The sequence below is a fragment of the Sphingomonas sp. BLCC-B65 genome (assembly GCF_028550675.1).
GTDB lineage: Bacteria > Actinomycetota > Actinomycetes > Actinomycetales > Microbacteriaceae > Microbacterium.
On sequence record NZ_JAQQGL010000001.1, the window covers coordinates 2,681,229 to 2,696,269 of the forward strand.

16 protein-coding genes are annotated in these 15,041 nt (G+C 70.9%); 9 read left to right on the forward strand and 7 right to left on the reverse strand.

What is annotated here, in order from left to right:
• Positions 1 to 90: 90 nt before the first annotated feature.
• Positions 91 to 1,401 carry an O-acetylhomoserine aminocarboxypropyltransferase/cysteine synthase family protein gene (locus PP359_RS12645; protein WP_499250739.1) on the forward strand — a complete coding sequence of 437 codons (1,311 nt, stop codon included), beginning with the start codon at positions 91 to 93 and terminating at the stop codon, positions 1,399 to 1,401.
• Entirely contained in the window at positions 1,398 to 2,714 is a 1,317-nt protein-coding gene (locus PP359_RS12650; protein ID WP_499250740.1) for an LLM class flavin-dependent oxidoreductase, read from the forward strand. Before PP359_RS12645 ends, PP359_RS12650 begins: the two co-directional genes overlap by 4 nt.
• Positions 2,715 to 2,897: 183 nt before the next feature.
• On the opposite strand, the gene PP359_RS12655 is transcribed toward PP359_RS12650, so the two are convergent.
• The 4 genes from PP359_RS12655 to PP359_RS12670 are packed head-to-tail and all read right to left on the reverse strand — an operon-like array spanning position 2,898 to position 6,087.
• A complete protein-coding gene (locus PP359_RS12655; protein ID WP_294947389.1) occupies positions 2,898 to 3,827 on the reverse strand; it encodes an ABC transporter substrate-binding protein in 930 nt (309 codons plus the stop codon).
• A 36-nt stretch (positions 3,828 to 3,863) separates the two neighbouring features.
• Complete coding sequence (locus PP359_RS12660) at positions 3,864 to 4,577, reverse strand: ABC transporter permease (protein WP_347417600.1); 714 nt, start codon at positions 4,575 to 4,577, stop codon at positions 3,864 to 3,866.
• Positions 4,574 to 5,266, reverse strand: coding sequence for an ABC transporter permease (locus tag PP359_RS12665; protein ID WP_112930874.1), 693 nt, complete (start codon positions 5,264 to 5,266; stop codon positions 4,574 to 4,576). Before PP359_RS12665 ends, PP359_RS12660 begins: the two co-directional genes overlap by 4 nt.
• Positions 5,263 to 6,087: an ABC transporter ATP-binding protein gene (locus tag PP359_RS12670; protein WP_039411552.1), complete on the reverse strand. Its 825-nt coding sequence runs from the start codon at positions 6,085 to 6,087 to the stop codon at positions 5,263 to 5,265. Before PP359_RS12670 ends, PP359_RS12665 begins: the two co-directional genes overlap by 4 nt.
• Before the next feature lie 94 nt (positions 6,088 to 6,181).
• Here PP359_RS12670 and PP359_RS12675 point away from each other — a divergent pair, with 94 nt between their 5' ends.
• Together PP359_RS12675 and PP359_RS12680 are read left to right on the forward strand one after the other, a co-directional pair.
• Positions 6,182 to 7,036 (forward strand): FAD-dependent oxidoreductase, encoded by an 855-nt coding sequence (locus tag PP359_RS12675; protein WP_499250741.1) that lies wholly within the window; start codon positions 6,182 to 6,184, stop codon positions 7,034 to 7,036.
• A complete protein-coding gene (locus tag PP359_RS12680) occupies positions 7,012 to 7,608 on the forward strand; it encodes an oxidoreductase dimerization domain-containing protein (protein WP_499250742.1) in 597 nt (198 codons plus the stop codon). The genes PP359_RS12675 and PP359_RS12680 overlap by 25 nt, the downstream gene beginning before the upstream one ends.
• Positions 7,609 to 7,638: 30 nt before the next feature.
• On the opposite strand, the gene PP359_RS12685 is transcribed toward PP359_RS12680, so the two are convergent.
• Complete coding sequence (locus PP359_RS12685; RefSeq protein ID WP_476152488.1) at positions 7,639 to 8,499, reverse strand: NAD(P)H-binding protein; 861 nt, start codon at positions 8,497 to 8,499, stop codon at positions 7,639 to 7,641.
• Between the two features lie 95 nt (positions 8,500 to 8,594).
• Here PP359_RS12685 and PP359_RS12690 point away from each other — a divergent pair, with 95 nt between their 5' ends.
• The gene (locus PP359_RS12690; protein WP_036286201.1) at positions 8,595 to 8,957 is read left to right on the forward strand and encodes a winged helix-turn-helix transcriptional regulator; all 363 of its coding nucleotides are present in this window, start codon (positions 8,595 to 8,597) and stop codon (positions 8,955 to 8,957) included.
• 9 nt (positions 8,958 to 8,966) lie between these two features.
• On the opposite strand, the gene PP359_RS12695 is transcribed toward PP359_RS12690, so the two are convergent.
• Positions 8,967 to 9,635: an NADPH-dependent F420 reductase gene (locus tag PP359_RS12695; protein WP_347877428.1), complete on the reverse strand. Its 669-nt coding sequence runs from the start codon at positions 9,633 to 9,635 to the stop codon at positions 8,967 to 8,969.
• 70 nt (positions 9,636 to 9,705) lie between these two features.
• Here PP359_RS12695 and PP359_RS12700 point away from each other — a divergent pair, with 70 nt between their 5' ends.
• The 3 genes from PP359_RS12700 to PP359_RS12710 are packed head-to-tail and all read left to right on the forward strand — an operon-like array spanning position 9,706 to position 12,207.
• Entirely contained in the window at positions 9,706 to 10,488 is a 783-nt protein-coding gene (locus PP359_RS12700) for an isocitrate lyase/PEP mutase family protein (RefSeq protein WP_135949442.1), read from the forward strand.
• A 30-nt stretch (positions 10,489 to 10,518) separates the two neighbouring features.
• Positions 10,519 to 10,899, forward strand: coding sequence for a DUF3054 domain-containing protein (locus PP359_RS12705; protein ID WP_036319961.1), 381 nt, complete (start codon positions 10,519 to 10,521; stop codon positions 10,897 to 10,899).
• 27 nt (positions 10,900 to 10,926) lie between these two features.
• Positions 10,927 to 12,207, forward strand: a complete 1,281-nt coding sequence (locus PP359_RS12710; RefSeq protein WP_135949441.1) for a M18 family aminopeptidase — start codon at positions 10,927 to 10,929, stop codon at positions 12,205 to 12,207.
• Positions 12,208 to 12,219: 12 nt separating this feature from the next.
• Here PP359_RS12710 and PP359_RS12715 read toward each other — a convergent pair whose 3' ends face one another.
• Positions 12,220 to 13,455, reverse strand: a complete 1,236-nt coding sequence (locus tag PP359_RS12715; RefSeq protein ID WP_499250743.1) for an MFS transporter — start codon at positions 13,453 to 13,455, stop codon at positions 12,220 to 12,222.
• A gap of 234 nt (positions 13,456 to 13,689) precedes the next feature.
• Here PP359_RS12715 and PP359_RS12720 point away from each other — a divergent pair, with 234 nt between their 5' ends.
• Positions 13,690 to 15,033, forward strand: coding sequence for an MFS transporter (locus tag PP359_RS12720; RefSeq protein ID WP_499250744.1), 1,344 nt, complete (start codon positions 13,690 to 13,692; stop codon positions 15,031 to 15,033).
• Positions 15,034 to 15,041: the final 8 nt, after the last annotated feature.

Here is a 15,041-nt window from a genome sequence, read left to right on the forward strand (position 1 = left end):
CGACGAAACGCGATTGGTCCTCGACCGCGCTCGACCGCGACGATGGGTCGGTCATCGACGCCCGATCCGTCGATGTCGACAGGAGGACCCGTGAGCAGGCGAGCATTCACCACACGGCAGCTGCACGACCGGCCGCCGCGAGACCAGGGCGCGATCGCGGCGGCCCGTGCGACACCGATCTATCTCACCGCCGGCTTCGAGTTCGGCGAGTACGACGACGCCGCCGCGCATTTCGGTCGGGGAGAGGGCTATGCCTACACGCGCATCGGCAATCCGACGATCGACGCGGTCGAGCACACCCTGGCCGCCCTGGAAGGCGGCTCGCAGGCACTGCTGCTGGCCAGCGGCCAGGCGGCGACGACGGTCGCTTTGCTTTCGCTGCTCGAAGCGGGGCAGCACATTGTGGCATCGACCCACATCTACGAGGGAACCCGCGGCCTGCTGCGCGAAAACCTGCCACGTTTGGGCGTGACGACCGATTTCGTCAGCGAGATCGACGACCTCTCCGCCTGGGAGGCCGCCATCCTCCCGACGACCCGTGCGCTGTTCGCGGAATCGATCTCCAACGCGAGCAACCGACTCGTCGACATTCCGGCGCTTGCGGCGCTCGCGCATCGGCACGGGATCGTTCTGGTCATCGACAACACCTTCGCCACTCCGTACCTCGTCCGACCGCTCGAGCTCGGCGCCGACATCGTGGTCCACTCTGCGAGCAAGTTCCTCGCCGGCCACGGCAGCGTGCTCGGCGGCGCCATCGTCGACAGTGGCCGTATCGACGCCGCGACGATCGCGCAGACCTACCCGCATCTGGTGGGGCCGGGTCGGGGCGGCGCGCCGAGCATCTTCGAGCGGACGGGCGCAGACGCGCGCATCGCGTATGCCCGTGAGTCGGTCGCTCCGCGATTCGGCCCCACGCCCTCGCCGCTGAACGCGTTTCTGATCGGACAGGGCATCGAGACTCTCAGCTTGCGGGTCGAGCGCCAGAGCGCCAACGCGTGGGCACTCGCGCAATGGCTGGAAGCGCGCCCCGAAGTGGCCGCGGTCGACTACGTCGGTCTCGCTTCGCATCGCGATCATCAACTCGCCCAGCGCGATCTCGCCGACGGGTTCGGATCCGTGTTCAGCTTCACACTCCACGGTGACGCCCAGACGGCGCGCCGGTTCGTCGAAGCCCTCGACGTCTTCACCCACATGACGCACCTCGGCGATGTGCGCTCGCTCGTGCTGCACCCGGCATCCACCTCCCACGCGGCGCTGACCGACGCCGAGCGCGCCGCGGTCGGCGTGCACCCCGGAACGCTGCGGGTCTCGATCGGCATCGAAGACGTCCACGACTTGATCGACGACCTCGCCCAGGCGTTGTCGGTCGCCAGCGACGTTCCCGTCGCGGTGCTCGCGTGAGCCGGCTGCAGCACTTCGGCTGGTTCCTGGCGCGCGGCTTCGGGCCGCATGGCTGGGGGCATCCGTACCTGGACTGGAACTGGGACTGGACGCGTCCCGATCTCTACCAGCAGTCCGCACGAGATCTCGAACGTGCCGGCTTCGAGTTCGTGCTCATCGAGGACGCGCCCTCGCTCGGCTCGCCCGAGACCATCGACCTGCGCGTACGGCACGCCTTCGGCGGTCCGAAGCTCGACCCGCTGCTGCTGGCCCCGTACCTCCTCCAAGCGACGACGCGCCTGGGTGTGATCCCGACGGTCAACCCGGCCGCGTACCTTCCCTACACGGCCGCCCGCCAGTTCGCGACGCTGCAGCATCTGAGCGGCGACCGGCTCGGATTGAACGTCGTGACCGACACCGGAAGCGCCCGCCACTTCGGTGGCGCTCCACAGCTGAGCCACGACGCGGCCTACGATCGCGCCGAGGAGTGGCTCGACGGCATCCGCGCCCTCTGGAACTCGTGGGGTGAGGGGGCGCTGGTGCGCGATGCAGCCACCGGCGTCTACGCCGACGGCACGAAACTGGATCCGGTGCGACACCGCGGCGAGTACTTCGCTTTCGACGGCCCGCTCAATGCCGTGCCGTTCCGGCGCGGCGAACCCGTCATCGCCTCACCCGGAGGGTCGGGGCGTGGGCTCGGCTTCGCGGGCGCGAAATCCGACATCCAACTGGCGCTCGCGCCGCTGACGGAGCAGAGCGTGCGCGCCTACCGCGCGAAGATCCACGCCGCCGCCGCGGAGCGCGGGCGGGCGCCGTCCGACGTCAAGATCCTGTTCGCGCTGCAGCCGGTGATCGTCTCGTCGGCGGAGGAGGCGGACCGGGTCGTCGCCGCCTCCGCGCACCCCGACGACGCCGCTCTGCGTGCGATCGCCCAACGGCAGTCGAGCGACCTCGAGACCGACCTCACCGTCCTCGATCTGGATGCTCCGCTGCCGGAAGGCATCTTCGCCGAACACGTCTCGCAGGGATCCATCCGTCGACTCATCGGCGACCGGGATGCCGCGACCGCGCCACTGCGGACCCACCTCACCGCGCTGTCACGGGCGGGTCGCATCTCGGACCGCACCGGCTTCGTGGGCACGGCGGAGGAGTTTGCCGATCTCGTCGAGGAACTCGGCGAGTGGGGCAACGACGGGGTGCTGCTGTGGGGCGACCTGCACCCCGTGACGATTCACCGCACGCTCGACGAGCTCGTACCGGTGCTGCGTCGCCGCGGCATCCTGCGCGACGAGCTGTCGGACGGCGGCCTGCGCGCGAGCCTGCAGTCGTTCTGACGCCGCGACCGAGGGCGCGGCGTTTCGACGCGCTGTGCTCTGCGTTTCGACGCGCTGTGCTCTGCGTTTCGACGCGCGCTCGCTCAACGACCGGGGGTTTGTACCCGGTCGTTGAGCGAGGAGCGCAGCGACGAGTCGAAACGCAGACGAGTCGAAACGCAGACGAGCGAATCGGGGGCGAGGTCAGCCCAGGCCGTTGGACTTCAGCCAGGCGGCGGCGATGTCCTTCGTCGACTTCTGGTCGACCTTGGACTCGACATTCAGCGCGACGAGACCCTCGGGGGTGAGCTTCGCGTCCACCGCGTTGATGACGTCCGCCGCATCGGCCGGGAACGAGGTTCCCACGAGCGGCACGACGTGCGAGGCGAGGAACAGGCCCTTCGGGTCTTCCAGCGTCACGAGGTTCTTCGTCTTGATGCTCGGGTCGGCGCTGTAGACGTCGGCCAGCTGGATGCCGCCGGCGACGAGCTCGTCGACGGTCGTGTCGGCCGTGGCGCTGAAAGTCACCGTGACGCCGTACTTGTCCTTCAGCCCGGTCGGACCGTAGGGGCGCTGTTCGAGTTCGGGCGCGCCGCCGAGGACGAGGTTCGGCACGTTGGCCAGGTCAGCGATGCTCTTGAGGTTGTGCTGCGCTGCGAAGGCCGCCGTCACGTTGTAGGAGTCCTGGTCGGTCGCCGACGCCTGGTCGAGCACGCTCAGGCCTTCGGGCAGCGCCTTCTTCAGAGCCGCGTACACGTCCTCGGTGGTCGTTGCGGTGGTGCTCTTGTCGAAGTACTGCAGAAGGTTTCCGGTGTACTCCGGGGTCAGCGAGATCGTGCCGTTCTGCAGCGACGGCACGATCGCGTCGCGCTGTCCGATGTTGAACTTGCGGTCCACCGTGAAGCCGGCGCCTTCGAGCGCCTGAGCGTAGATCTCGGCGATGATCTCGTTCGAGTAGTAGGCCTGCGAGCCGATGGTGATCGTCTCGGACGAGCCGGTCGCGCCGCCGGTGGCGGCCGGCTGCTCGAGGGAGCCGCTGGAGCCGCAGCCGGTGAGGGCGAGGGCGGTGACGGTGAGCGCCGTGGCCGCCAGGGCCAGGCGCGCTCCGACGCGGGAGGTGCGCAGTGCGGACATGAGGGGTGCCTTTCGTTGGGTGCTGTGAGGAGGACGTCAGGATGCCGTGGCGGGCCGGCTGGTCGGCCGTGCACGCGCGGCGCGACCGGCGACGCCGCGCGGCACGACGATGCGCTGCAGCAGCGCGAAGATTCCGTCGATGACGAGTGCCAAGGCGACGACGAGGAGGGAGGCGCCGAGGATCTGGGCGGTGTCGCGCAGCTGGATGCCCTGGATGATGTAGAAGCCGAGGCCGCCGAGACCGACATAGGTGGCGATCGTCACGGTGGCGACGACCTGCAGGGTCGCGGAACGGACGCCGCCGATCAGCAGCGGCAGGCCGAGCGGCACCTCGACCTTCCAGAGGATCTGGCGACCGGTCATGCCGACCGCGCGCGCCGCGGAGATCGTGGACCGGTCGATCGCCTCGAAGCCGGCGTAGGCGCCGGCGAGGATAGAGGGAATCGCGAGGATGACGAAGGCCACGACGGCGGCCTGGCTCTTGTAGACGACGCCGACCAGCAGATACAGCAGCACGACCAGACCGAGCGTGGGGATGGCCCGCGCCGCCCCGGAGAGGGCGACCGCGAACTCCCGTCCGCGGCCGGTGTGGCCGATCGCCCAACCGGCGGGGATGGCGATGAGCGCGGCGACGAGAACCGAGCCGAAGGTGAACGCCAGGTGCTGAGCGATCGCCTCGGGCAGCGGGAGCGAGCCGGTGAGGCGGTCGGGGGAGAAGATCCACGCGAAGGCGTCGGCGAAGAGGTTCATGCCGCCCCCTCGGCCGCGAAGCGGCGCAGGGCGCGTCGCTCGGCGCGACTGCCGTCGCGGCGAGGCACCCACGGCATGAGCAGGCGTCCCGCGAGAACGAGCAGCAGATCGAAGAGGAGCGCGATCAGCACCACGATCACCACGCCCGCGAGCACTTCGGGGATGATCCGCCGTTGCAGGCCGTTGGTGAACAGGTACCCGAGGTTCTCCACGCCGATGAGGATGCCGACCGTCGCCAGCGCGATCGTGGACGTGGCCGTCACGCGAAGCCCCGCGAGCAGCACCGGACCGGCCAGCGGGAGGTCGACGGTCCAGAAACGTCGCCAGGGCCCGTAGCCGACCGCGATGGCGGCGTCGCGGGTCGCGGCGTCGACCGCGTCGAGGCCGTCGGCGACCGACCGTGTCATGATCGCGACGCCGTAGACCGTCAGCGCGATGATGAGGTTGTTCTCCGAGAGGTAGGGGATGCCGAAGACCGCCCAGAGCAGCGCGAAGAGCCCCAGGGAGGGGATGGTGTACAGCAGGCCGATCGTGGTGAGCACCGACCCTCGCAGAGCCGTGTAGCGCCAGGCGACCCAGCCGAGGGGAAGCGCGATGACGAAGGCCGCGACGATCGCGATCGCGCTCTGGCGCAGATGCGCGAGGGTCAGCCCGCCGATCAGATCGAGGTTGTTGACGACCCAGTTCATGGCGCTCCGTCGACCAGCACGCCCTGCGCGCGACCCGCGGCATCCACGAGCACGGTGCCGTGCGCGGTCTTCTTCGCGGTGAGGGCGCGTGAGCCCCGCTCGACGCCGACGAATTCGGCGACGAACTCGCTGGCAGGCGCGGCGATGATCTCGTCGGGGGTGCCGACCTGGGCGATGTGGGCGCCCTTTTCGAGGATGACGACCTGGTCGCCCAGCAGGAAGGCCTCGTCGATGTCGTGGGTGACGAAGACGACCGTCTTGTCGAGGTCGCGCTGCAGGCGGATGGTCTCGGCCTGCAGTTCCTTGCGGACGATCGGGTCGACGGCGCCGAACGGCTCGTCCATCAGCAGGATGTTGGGGTCGGCGGCGAGGCCGCGCGCGACGCCGACGCGTTGCTGCTGTCCGCCGGAGAGCTGACGGGGGTAGCGATCGGCCAGAGACCGATCGAGACCGACGATGTCCAGCAGCTCGAGGGCGCGCGCTCGCGCCTGCTTCTTCGGAGTGCCGTTCAGGACCGGAACCGTGGCGACGTTGTCGACGACGCTGAAGTGGGGGAGCAGTCCTGCGTTCTGCAGCACGTAGCCGATGCCGCGGCGCAGCTGCACGGGGTTGCGGTCGCGGATGGGTTCTCCGTCGATCGTGATCTCGCCACTGGTCGGCTCGATGAGGCGGTTGATCATCCGCAGCAGTGTCGTCTTGCCGCAGCCCGAGGAGCCCACGAACACGGTGGTCTTGTGCGCGGGCAGGACGAGGCTGAAGTCGTCCACAGCGGTGGTGCCGTCAGCGAAGCGCTTCGTGACGGAGCGGAACTCGATCGCCATACGTCCTCCGGGGTCGGATGATCCACCCAACCACATCCCTCCGACACCGTGACAGGGGCTGGAATCTGGCGTCACAGTCGGGTATGCGTGAGGGATGGAATCCGCAGAGTACGACCTCATCGTGATCGGTGCCGGGCCCGTGGGCGAGAACGTCGCCGACCGTGCCGTGCAGGGAGGGCTGACGGTGGCGATCGTCGAGTCCGAGCTCGTCGGGGGCGAATGCAGCTACTGGGCGTGCATGCCGTCGAAGGTGCTGCTGCGCGCCGGCGCCGCCCGCGCCGACGCCGCCGATGCCCCCGGCGCCCTGGCAGCCGCCCCGTCCGGGCCTGTCGACGTCGCGGCGGTGCTTCGCCGGCGCGACGAGATCGTGCACGACTGGAACGACTCCGGACAGGTCGAGTGGCTCGACGGTGCCGGCATCGCCCTCGTCCGTGGCCACGGGCGTCTGAGCGCCCCGCGGGAGGTCACGGTGCGCCAGGGCGGGACGGATGCCGTCGTGCTGCGCGCCCGGCACGCCGTCGCCGTCTGCACCGGATCGGCGGCGTTGCTGCCGGACATCGCCGGACTCGCCGATTGCGCACCGTGGACCTCGCGCGAAGCGACGGGCGCACATCGGGTGCCCGACTCTCTCGTCATTCTCGGCGGCGGGGTCGTGGCGTGCGAGATGGCGACCGCGTACGCCTCGTTCGGCTGCCACGTCACCGTGCTCGCCCGTTCCGGCCTTCTGGGGGGGATGGAGCCGTTCGCCGGCGAAGCGGTGGCGACAGCCCTGCGCGCGGCGGACGTCGAGGTGCGCACCGGCGCCGAGATCCAGGCGGTATCGCGGGATGCCGCGACCGGCGCGGTCACGGTGACGCTGGCCGACGGCGAGATCACGGCATCCGAGATCCTCGTCGCGACGGGGCGCGTGCCTCGGACGGGGACGTGGGCCTGGAGACGGCCGATCTGACGCCCGGCTCGTGGCTGGATGTCGACGACACGATGCGGGTTCGCGGCAGCGACTGGCTGTACGCCGTCGGCGACGTCAACCACCGGGCACTGCTGACCCATCAGGGCAAGTACCAGGCGCGGGCGGCCGGTGACGTCATCGCGGCCCGCGCCCGCGGCCGCGCCGTCGACGACCAGGAGTGGGGCACCCACGTCGCGACGGCGGACCACGTCGCCGTCCCGCAGGTCGTGTTCACCTCGCCCGAGGTCGCCGCCGTCGGCCGGACGGCCGCGCAGGCGCAGAAGGAAGGGCTCGCCGTCCGGGTCGTGGACTACGACCTCGCGAACATCGCGGGGGCGAGCACGCGCTCCGCCGATTATCGCGGGCACGCGCGGGCGGTCATCGACACCGATCGGGGCGTGCTGGTGGGAGCGACCCTCGTCGGTGCGGATACGGCAGAGCTTCTGCAGGCGGCGACGATCGCGATCGTCGGCGAGGTTCCGCTCGCGCGGCTGTGGCACGCCGTGCCGGCCTACCCCACCCTGAGTGAGGTGTGGCTGCGGTGGCTCGAGGCGATCGGGCGCCCGGAGTGAGCGCCGTGCCGACCGCCTCGAGCCGTCGATTCAGCCCGCCAGCGCGGCGCGGAACGTGTCGACGACGGGAGTCGTCGGGCGGCCGATGAGGCGCGACAGCGTGCCGTCGGTGTCGGCGAGGACGCCACCGCGGATGCCGTCCTCCATGCTCGCCACGAACTCGGCGGTTCCGGCGTCGAGTCCCGATCCCTGCAGCGCGGCGACGAAGTCGTCGCGCGAAACCGGCACGTAGGCGACCTCTCGCCCGAGGGCCTCGGCGGCGGCGGCGGCGAGGTCGGCGTAGCCGAGGCTCGCATCGCCCGCGAGCTCGTAGACCTCACCGATGTGTCCGTCTTCCAGGAGCACCACCGCGGCGGCTTCGGCATAGTCGGCGCGGGCCGCGGGGGCGACCCGGCCGTCGGCGACCGAGGCTGCGATGACGCCGGACTCGGCGGCGCGCTGCACGTCGCCGACGTAGTTCTCGGTGTACCAGTCGTTGCGCAGGATCACGGTGGGCAGCCCGCTCGCGGACAGGGCGTGCTCCGTGGCCTTGTGCTCGGCACCCAGCGGCCAGTCGAAGCTCGTGGCCTTCGACACGCTCGTGTAGACGAACTTCGCAACGCCGGCGGCGGCGGCTGCGTCGATGACGTTCTTGTGGCCGGCGTAGCGGCGGCCCGCCTCCGAGCCCGAGACCAGCAGCACGGTGTCGACGCCGTCGAGCGCCGCCGCGATCGTCGCGGGGTCGTTGTAGTCGAGGTGCACGGTGCGCACGCCGCGCGCGGCGAGGTCATCGATCGCGGAGAGGGTGCGCGCGCCGGCGACGATGTCGGATGCCGTGGCGCCGCGAGACAGCAGTGCGTCGATGACGAGGCGGCCGAGGTGCCCGCTGGCACCGGTGACGAGGATGGTCATGGGAGGTCCTTTCCTTGGGGTCCGAGGAGAAGAACCCTGCGGGGCCTTCGATGCATTCCGTCGATCGGGTACCCACTTTTTGGTAAGGTACCCACATGGCGGTAAGTCTCGCGGAAATCCGGACACAGCACGACCAGGTCTTCACCGAGAACTGCCCCACGCGCACCGTGCTCGACCACGTGATGAGCAAGTGGGGCATTCTCGTGCTGCTGGCGCTCAGCGAGGGCACGGCCCGGTGGGGTCAACTGCGGCGAGCGGTCGACGGCATCAGCGAGAAGATGCTCGCGTCGACGCTGCGCACCCTCGAGGCCGACGGCCTGGTCGTGCGTACCGCCTACCCCGAGGTGCCGCCGCGCGTCGAGTATGCGCTCACCGCCCGCGGCGACGAGCTCATGCAGCGAGTGCTCCCGCTGATGGGCTGGATCGCCGACAACGCGGACGAGATCGTCGCGCGCTGACGGCGTGTCTCAGCGGGTCGCTCGGGCCAGGTTCGCGCGGAGCTCGTCGGCGTCCTGACGGACGACGTAGGCGGGCTGGTCGCGCTCGACCCGCCAACTCTCGGCGACCGAGCCGATGTCGACGGTGTCGAAGCCGAACTCGTCGTAGACGGCGGTCGCGAGGGCCGCGGCATCCGCGTGGTCGCTCGCGATCGCGAGCGCGCGACGACCGGGGGTGCCGGCCGGGGCGCCGTCGGTGAGGATGGCGGCGGCGGGGATGTGGTTGAACGCCTTCACGACGCGTGCGTCGGCGAGGTGGTCCTGAACCATCTGCGTCGTGGTCGTCTCCTTGGCCTCGAGTGCGTCGATGCGCCCGTCGCGCTCCCAGTAGTAGTTGTTCGTGTCGAGCACGACCTTGCCGGCCAACGGCGCGGCCGGAATGTCGGCGATCGCCTTCAAGGGAACGGTGACGATCGCCCAGTCCGCGGCTTCCGCTGCTTCGGCGGGCGTCGCCGCGCGCGCGTTCGCGCCCAAGCGGGCCACCAGCCCTTCGAGCGTCTCGGGTCCCCGCGAGTTGCTGATGACGACGTCGTACCCACGTCCGACGAGGCCCTCTGCGAGCGCGCTGCCGATGTGTCCTGCTCCGATGATTCCCACAGTGGTCATGCGGGTTCCAACACCGGCCGCGCGCCCCCGCATTCCCACGAGGCTGCTGAGAAGACCGTGTCAAGAGATGGTGCCCGCGGCATCCGGTGGTCAGGCTGGAGACATGACAGATGCCTCCCTCGCCGCCCGCGCTCAGCGCCTGCGCGACCTGTACGCCGCCCCCGAGATCCTCCGCGTCGCCAACGTGTGGGACGTGGTCTCCGCGAAAGCCGTCCTCGCGCTGCCCGAGACGCGCGCCCTGGCGACCGCCGGGCACTCCATCGCCGCATCCTTCGGCTACGAGGATGGGACGATTCCGCTGGAGACGACGCTCGACATGGTCGGGCGCATCGTCGCCGTCGCCGGTGAGGTTCCGGTTAGTGCCGATCTCGACGACGGGTACGACGACCCCGCCGACACGATCCGCCGCGCGATCGCGGTCGGTGTCGTCGGTGCGAACATGGAGGATCGCCTGCGCCCGTTCGACGAGTCCGTCGCTCGGGTCGCGGCCGCCGTCGCCGCCGCGGATGCCGAGGGCGTCCCGTTCGCGCTCAACGCCCGCACCGACGCGGTCGTCCGCGGAGGCGAGCGCCCGCTGGCCGATTCGATCGACGACGCCATCGCACGCGGACGGGCCTTCCTCGATGCCGGCGCGACCTCGGTGTTCGTCCCGGGGGTGCTCGATGCCGAAGCGACCGCGCAGCTCGTCGCGGGCATCGGTGAGCGGTCGGTGAGTGTGATCGGCCTTCCCGGTGCCCTCTCCGCGGGGGAATACGAGCGGCTCGGCGTCGCCCGCATCTCGTACGGTCCGCTGACGCAGCGGGTCGCGCTGACCGCGTTCCAGGACGTCACCCGCAGCCTCTACGCCGACGGTGTGATCCCCGCGGGCACCCGCGCGCTCAACTGACCCACCGCGCGACGGGAGGAGGATGGAGGCATGTCACGATCCGCTTCCGTCCTCCTATCCTTCGCCCTCGACGCGGCGCTGGTCGTCACCTTCGCGGCCGTGGGTCGAGCCAGCCACGATTCCGACGTGTGGACGGGACTCGCCATCACGGCGTGGCCGTTTCTGGCGGCTCTCGTGCTCGGCTGGCTGATTGCGCAGGCGTGGCGGGCGCCGCGCGCGCTCGCTCGCACCGGGCTGCCGGTGTGGGCGATGACGCTCGCGGGCGGCATGCTGCTGCGCGTCGTGTCGGGCCAGGGCATCGCCGTGTCGTTCGTGATCGTCGCGGGCATCGTGCTCGCCGTCTTCCTGCTGGGGTGGCGGCTGATCGCGCTGATCGTTCAGCGCGCGGCGGCGCGACGCCGCGCGGCATGAGCCCGGACCCCGAACTACGCTGAGGAGATGCCCGCTTCCGCTGCCGCCCGCGCCCACGCCGACGATCTCGCCGATTTCGTCGCCGCGTCTCCTTCGAGCTTCCACGCGGCTGCGGAGGTCGCGCGACGGCTGGAGGATGCCGGATTCGCCTCCCTCGTCGAGGCAGAGGCGTGGTCGCTCGCTGCGGGCGGGCGGTACGTCGTCGTGCGCGACGGCGCCGTCATCGCCTGGGTGGTGCCGCGTGCGGCCGATGCGCGCACCGGCATCCACGTCTTCGGCGCCCACAGCGACTCCCCGGCGCTGAAGCTCAAGCCGAAGCCGACCACCGGTCGCTTCGGCTGGCTGCAGGCGGGAGTCGAGATCTACGGCGGCCCGCTGCTGAACTCCTGGCTCGATCGCGAGCTGCGCCTCGCCGGGCGTCTGGTACTCGATGACGGCTCCGCCGTGTTGACCGCAACCGGGCCGTTGCTGCGTCTGCCGCAGCTCGCGATCCACCTCGACCGTGAGGCCAACGACCACCTCGCTCTGAACAAGCAGACCCAGACCCAGCCCGTCTGGGGGCTCGGCGACGCCGCGTCGGCCGACCTGCTCGGTGAGCTCGCGGCCGCCGCCGGCATCGACGCCGCACGCATTCGTGGCTACGACATCGTGACCGCCGACGCCGCGCGCGGCGCTGTCTTCGGCAAGGACGACGTCTTCTTCGCCAGCGGCCGTCTCGATGACCTCGCGTCGGTGCACGCCGGCGTCACCGCCCTCGTCGCCGCGCCGTCCGACACCGCGCACATCCCGATGCTCGCGGTCTTCGACCACGAGGAAGTCGGCTCGGCGACGCGCTCCGGCGCCGCCGGCCCGTTCCTGTCGGACGTGATCGAGCGGGTGCAGCGCGGACTCGGGGCCGATCGCGACGAGCAGCTGCGGGCACTCGCGGCATCCTGGTGTGTCTCCAGCGATGTCGGCCACTCCGTGCACCCGAACTACCCCGAAAAGCACGACCCCGTCGTCCAGCCCGTCCTCGGCAGTGGTCCGATCCTGAAGATCAACGCGAATCAGCGCTACGCGACGGATGCCGCCGGTGCGGCCGCGTGGCACGGCTGGTGCGACGCCGCGGGCGTCGTCTCGCAGGAGTTCGTCTCGAACAACGCCGTGCCCTGCGGGTCGACGATCGGGCCGATCACGGCGACGCGACTCGGCATCCGCACCGTCGACGTCGGCATTCCCATCCTCTCGATGCACTCCGCCCGCGAGCTCGCCGGCACGGCCGACCTGTTCGCCCTCAGCCGCGCGGCAGAAGCGTTCTTCTCCGCCTGAGCGCCGCCGACCTCAGCAGCGGCGGTGCGCCGCCGACGTCGCCACCAGGTTGACGAGGGCGAAGAGGGCGCCTGCGCCGAACAGCAGGGGGTACCCGATCACAGGGCTCAGCGAGGCGAGTAGGGCCGGAACGAAGAAGCCGAGGTAGCTGAGGGAGTAGTAGACGGCTGTCAGACCGGCCAGATCGTCGGGGCCGGCGATCCGTTGCACTTCCTGCAAGCCGGTGACCAGCAGAAAGCCGTAGGCCGTGCCCAGAGCTGCCGCGGCGATGATCGCGACGGCCAGTGACCTGCTCAGCGCCGCCGCTGCCGCGAGGGCCAGCCCGATCGCCGTTGCCGCGAAAGACGCGATGATCGTCCGCGCGCTGCCGGCCCGATCGATGCGCCGCACGAGGCTCTGGGCTGCCACACCGCATCCGAGCGCGATGAGACACAGCAGACCCGCGAACCCGACTTCGAAGCCGGGCACCTGGGCGGAGAAGAGCACGGGCAGGATCGCATAGGCGCTCGCTGCCGTGCCGAACACCCACGGGGCGAGCGGGGCGACGACGAACACGAAGCGGCGGTGAGTCGCCGCCGGGATGCGGAGGTCGTCGCGCAGTCGACCGGGGTGCGCGCTGCGCGTGCGCGTCTCGGGGGCCGACCACATGAGCGCGAGAGCGAGCGCGCACAGCAGGACGTTGACGAGATACGGCAGCACTTCCGGAGCCGTCCCCGACTGCGCGATGGCGGCTGCCACCGCGGCGCCCAGGGCGAACCCGACCGTCAGCACGAGCGCCGCGCGGCGCGCACCGGCGCCGGCGTCGGCGCCGGTGTCGAACGGAGCTGCCGAGAGCTCTTTGATCCAGGCCGTGCCCACGGCCATCACGAGACCGAGCGCGAGGCCCGAGAAGACCCGGCCTGTGAAGAGTTGCGCGGCCGATCCGCCGCCGGCGGCGAGAACGGCGGAGCCGGTGAGTGCGAGGACGGGCGCGGGCAGGGCGAGGGCCCGGCGGCCGAACCGATCCGAGAGGGGGCCGCCGATGAGCAGGGCCGGCACGATGCCGAGGACATACGCGCCGAGGAGGAGGTTCACGGTCAGAGCGCTGAGGTGCTGCTCCAGCCGGTAGGTGACCAGCAGCGGCGTGAACTCGTTGCCGCCCCATGCCACGGCGAACACCGCGGCGCTCACGCGCAGCCAGGGCACCACGCGTGCACGGCGTCTGGCCCCTGCGACCGGAATCGGCAGGGAGGAGGTGGCGACTGACATGCGCGGGTGCCCATCTGTGAGGGGGCGGCACCGTTGTCGCTGGCGGTCGGGGACCGTTCGATGCTACTCCGATTTCGCCGTGTGGTCAGACCACCGGAGATATCCATCCGGTACACTCGAGTGTCGTGCTCCTTCGCGGAGCGCGAAGTGCATCTACCTGCTCCACCCAGCCATCCGACCGCGACGTCGCGGACGGCACCCGGCCCCGGATTCGTTCGGAGGGCAAGGCGGCACGTGAACAACGAGCCCATGTCCCGGAGGAACCCCGTGCACCACCCCTCGACCGCCAGCGGTCGTTCATCGCTGATCGCGCACACCGGATGGGCCTACTGGCCGATCGCATTCGTTGCACGTCTGCCCTTCGCGATGATGACCGTCGGCGTGCTCATGCTCGTCGTCCACGCGACCGATTCGGTCGGCTTCGGCGGGCTCACCTCGGCCGCCGTCGGCATCGGCGTCGTCATCGCGGGCCCCATCATGGGCGATCTCGTGGACAGACACGGACAGCGGCGCGTGCTCGTCCCCGTGGGGCTCGCCAACGGCATCCTGCTCGCGCTGTTCCCGCTGGTGGCGACGGCGGAGGCGCCCCCGGGCGTGATCCTGGCGGCGGCTCTGGCGATCGGGCTGACCGGACCGCAGGCGGCGGCCATGTCGCGCAGCCGGCTGCTGGCCATCGTCGCCGCGCGCATCGCTCCCGAGCGGCGCACGAAGACGACCTCGCGGCTGATGTCGTACGAGTCGGCTGCCGACGAGACGGCCTTCGTCATCGGCCCGTTCCTGGTCGGCATCCTCGCAGCCCTCATCGCACCGTGGGCTCCGATCGCTGTGGCCGCAGCGCTCAGCTTCGGCTTCGTGCTCGCGTTCGCGCTGCACCCCACCGCGCGCCTGCTGCAGAGTCGCGCCGACACCGCGGCGGAGCGCGCCGCCTTCCGCGCAGTGCTGACGCCCTCGATGCTCGTGCTGGTGGCGGCGACGTTCGGGGTGGGAATGTTCTTCGGCGCGGCGCTGACGTCACTGACCGCCTTCGCGCGGGCTGCGGGCGACGAGGCGCAGGCGGGCCTGCTCTACGGGCTCATGGGCATCGGCTCCGCGGTGCTGGCCCTCGGCGTCGTGCTGCTGCCCGCGCGCTTCGCCCTGCGCCACCGTTGGCTCGCCTTCGCGGGAGTGCTGACGGCGGCATCCGTCGGGTATGCGACCTCGTCGAGCCTCGGCGTGGTCGCCGGCTGGCTGCTCGTCATGGGGCTCGGCGTCGGGCCGACGCTGGTGACGCTGTTCTCGCTCGCCGGTGAGCGCGCCCCGCGCGGACGATCGGCGACGACCATGACGCTGCTCAGCTCCGCCCTCACGCTCGCGCAGGCGCTCGCCGCGGCGGCCACCGGCTGGATCGCCGAAGAGGTTTCGCTGAGCGTCGCGATGGTCGTGCCCGCCCTGGCCGCGGCGATCGTCCTGTCGCTGGGTGTCGTGAACGTCGCGATCGCACGCCGCGGCCGCACCGCCCCCGCCCGTCCGGCCGCAGATGTCGCTGTGGACGAGGCATGGCGGCGCGACGGGACGGACGAGCGCGCCCGCGCGCGCTAACACCGCCC

Bases quoted from the DNA above. Each gene is read 5' to 3' on its own strand.
- PP359_RS12655 (WP_294947389.1), bottom strand. From the start codon at position 3,827: ATGTCCGCACTGCGCACCTCCCGCGTCGGAGCGCGCCTGGCCCTGGCG.
- PP359_RS12660 (WP_347417600.1), bottom strand. From the start codon at position 4,577: ATGAACCTCTTCGCCGACGCCTTCGCGTGGATCTTCTCCCCCGACCGC.
- PP359_RS12665 (WP_112930874.1), bottom strand. From the start codon at position 5,266: ATGAACTGGGTCGTCAACAACCTCGATCTGATCGGCGGGCTGACCCTC.
- PP359_RS12670 (WP_039411552.1), bottom strand. From the start codon at position 6,087: ATGGCGATCGAGTTCCGCTCCGTCACGAAGCGCTTCGCTGACGGCACC.
- PP359_RS12675 (WP_499250741.1), top strand. From the start codon at position 6,182: ATGGAATCCGCAGAGTACGACCTCATCGTGATCGGTGCCGGGCCCGTG.
- PP359_RS12685 (WP_476152488.1), bottom strand. From the start codon at position 8,499: ATGACCATCCTCGTCACCGGTGCCAGCGGGCACCTCGGCCGCCTCGTC.
- PP359_RS12690 (WP_036286201.1), top strand. From the start codon at position 8,595: ATGGCGGTAAGTCTCGCGGAAATCCGGACACAGCACGACCAGGTCTTC.
- PP359_RS12695 (WP_347877428.1), bottom strand. From the start codon at position 9,635: ATGCGGGGGCGCGCGGCCGGTGTTGGAACCCGCATGACCACTGTGGGA.
- PP359_RS12700 (WP_135949442.1), top strand. From the start codon at position 9,706: ATGACAGATGCCTCCCTCGCCGCCCGCGCTCAGCGCCTGCGCGACCTG.
- PP359_RS12705 (WP_036319961.1), top strand. From the start codon at position 10,519: ATGTCACGATCCGCTTCCGTCCTCCTATCCTTCGCCCTCGACGCGGCG.
- PP359_RS12710 (WP_135949441.1), top strand. From the start codon at position 10,927: ATGCCCGCTTCCGCTGCCGCCCGCGCCCACGCCGACGATCTCGCCGAT.
- PP359_RS12715 (WP_499250743.1), bottom strand. From the start codon at position 13,455: ATGTCAGTCGCCACCTCCTCCCTGCCGATTCCGGTCGCAGGGGCCAGA.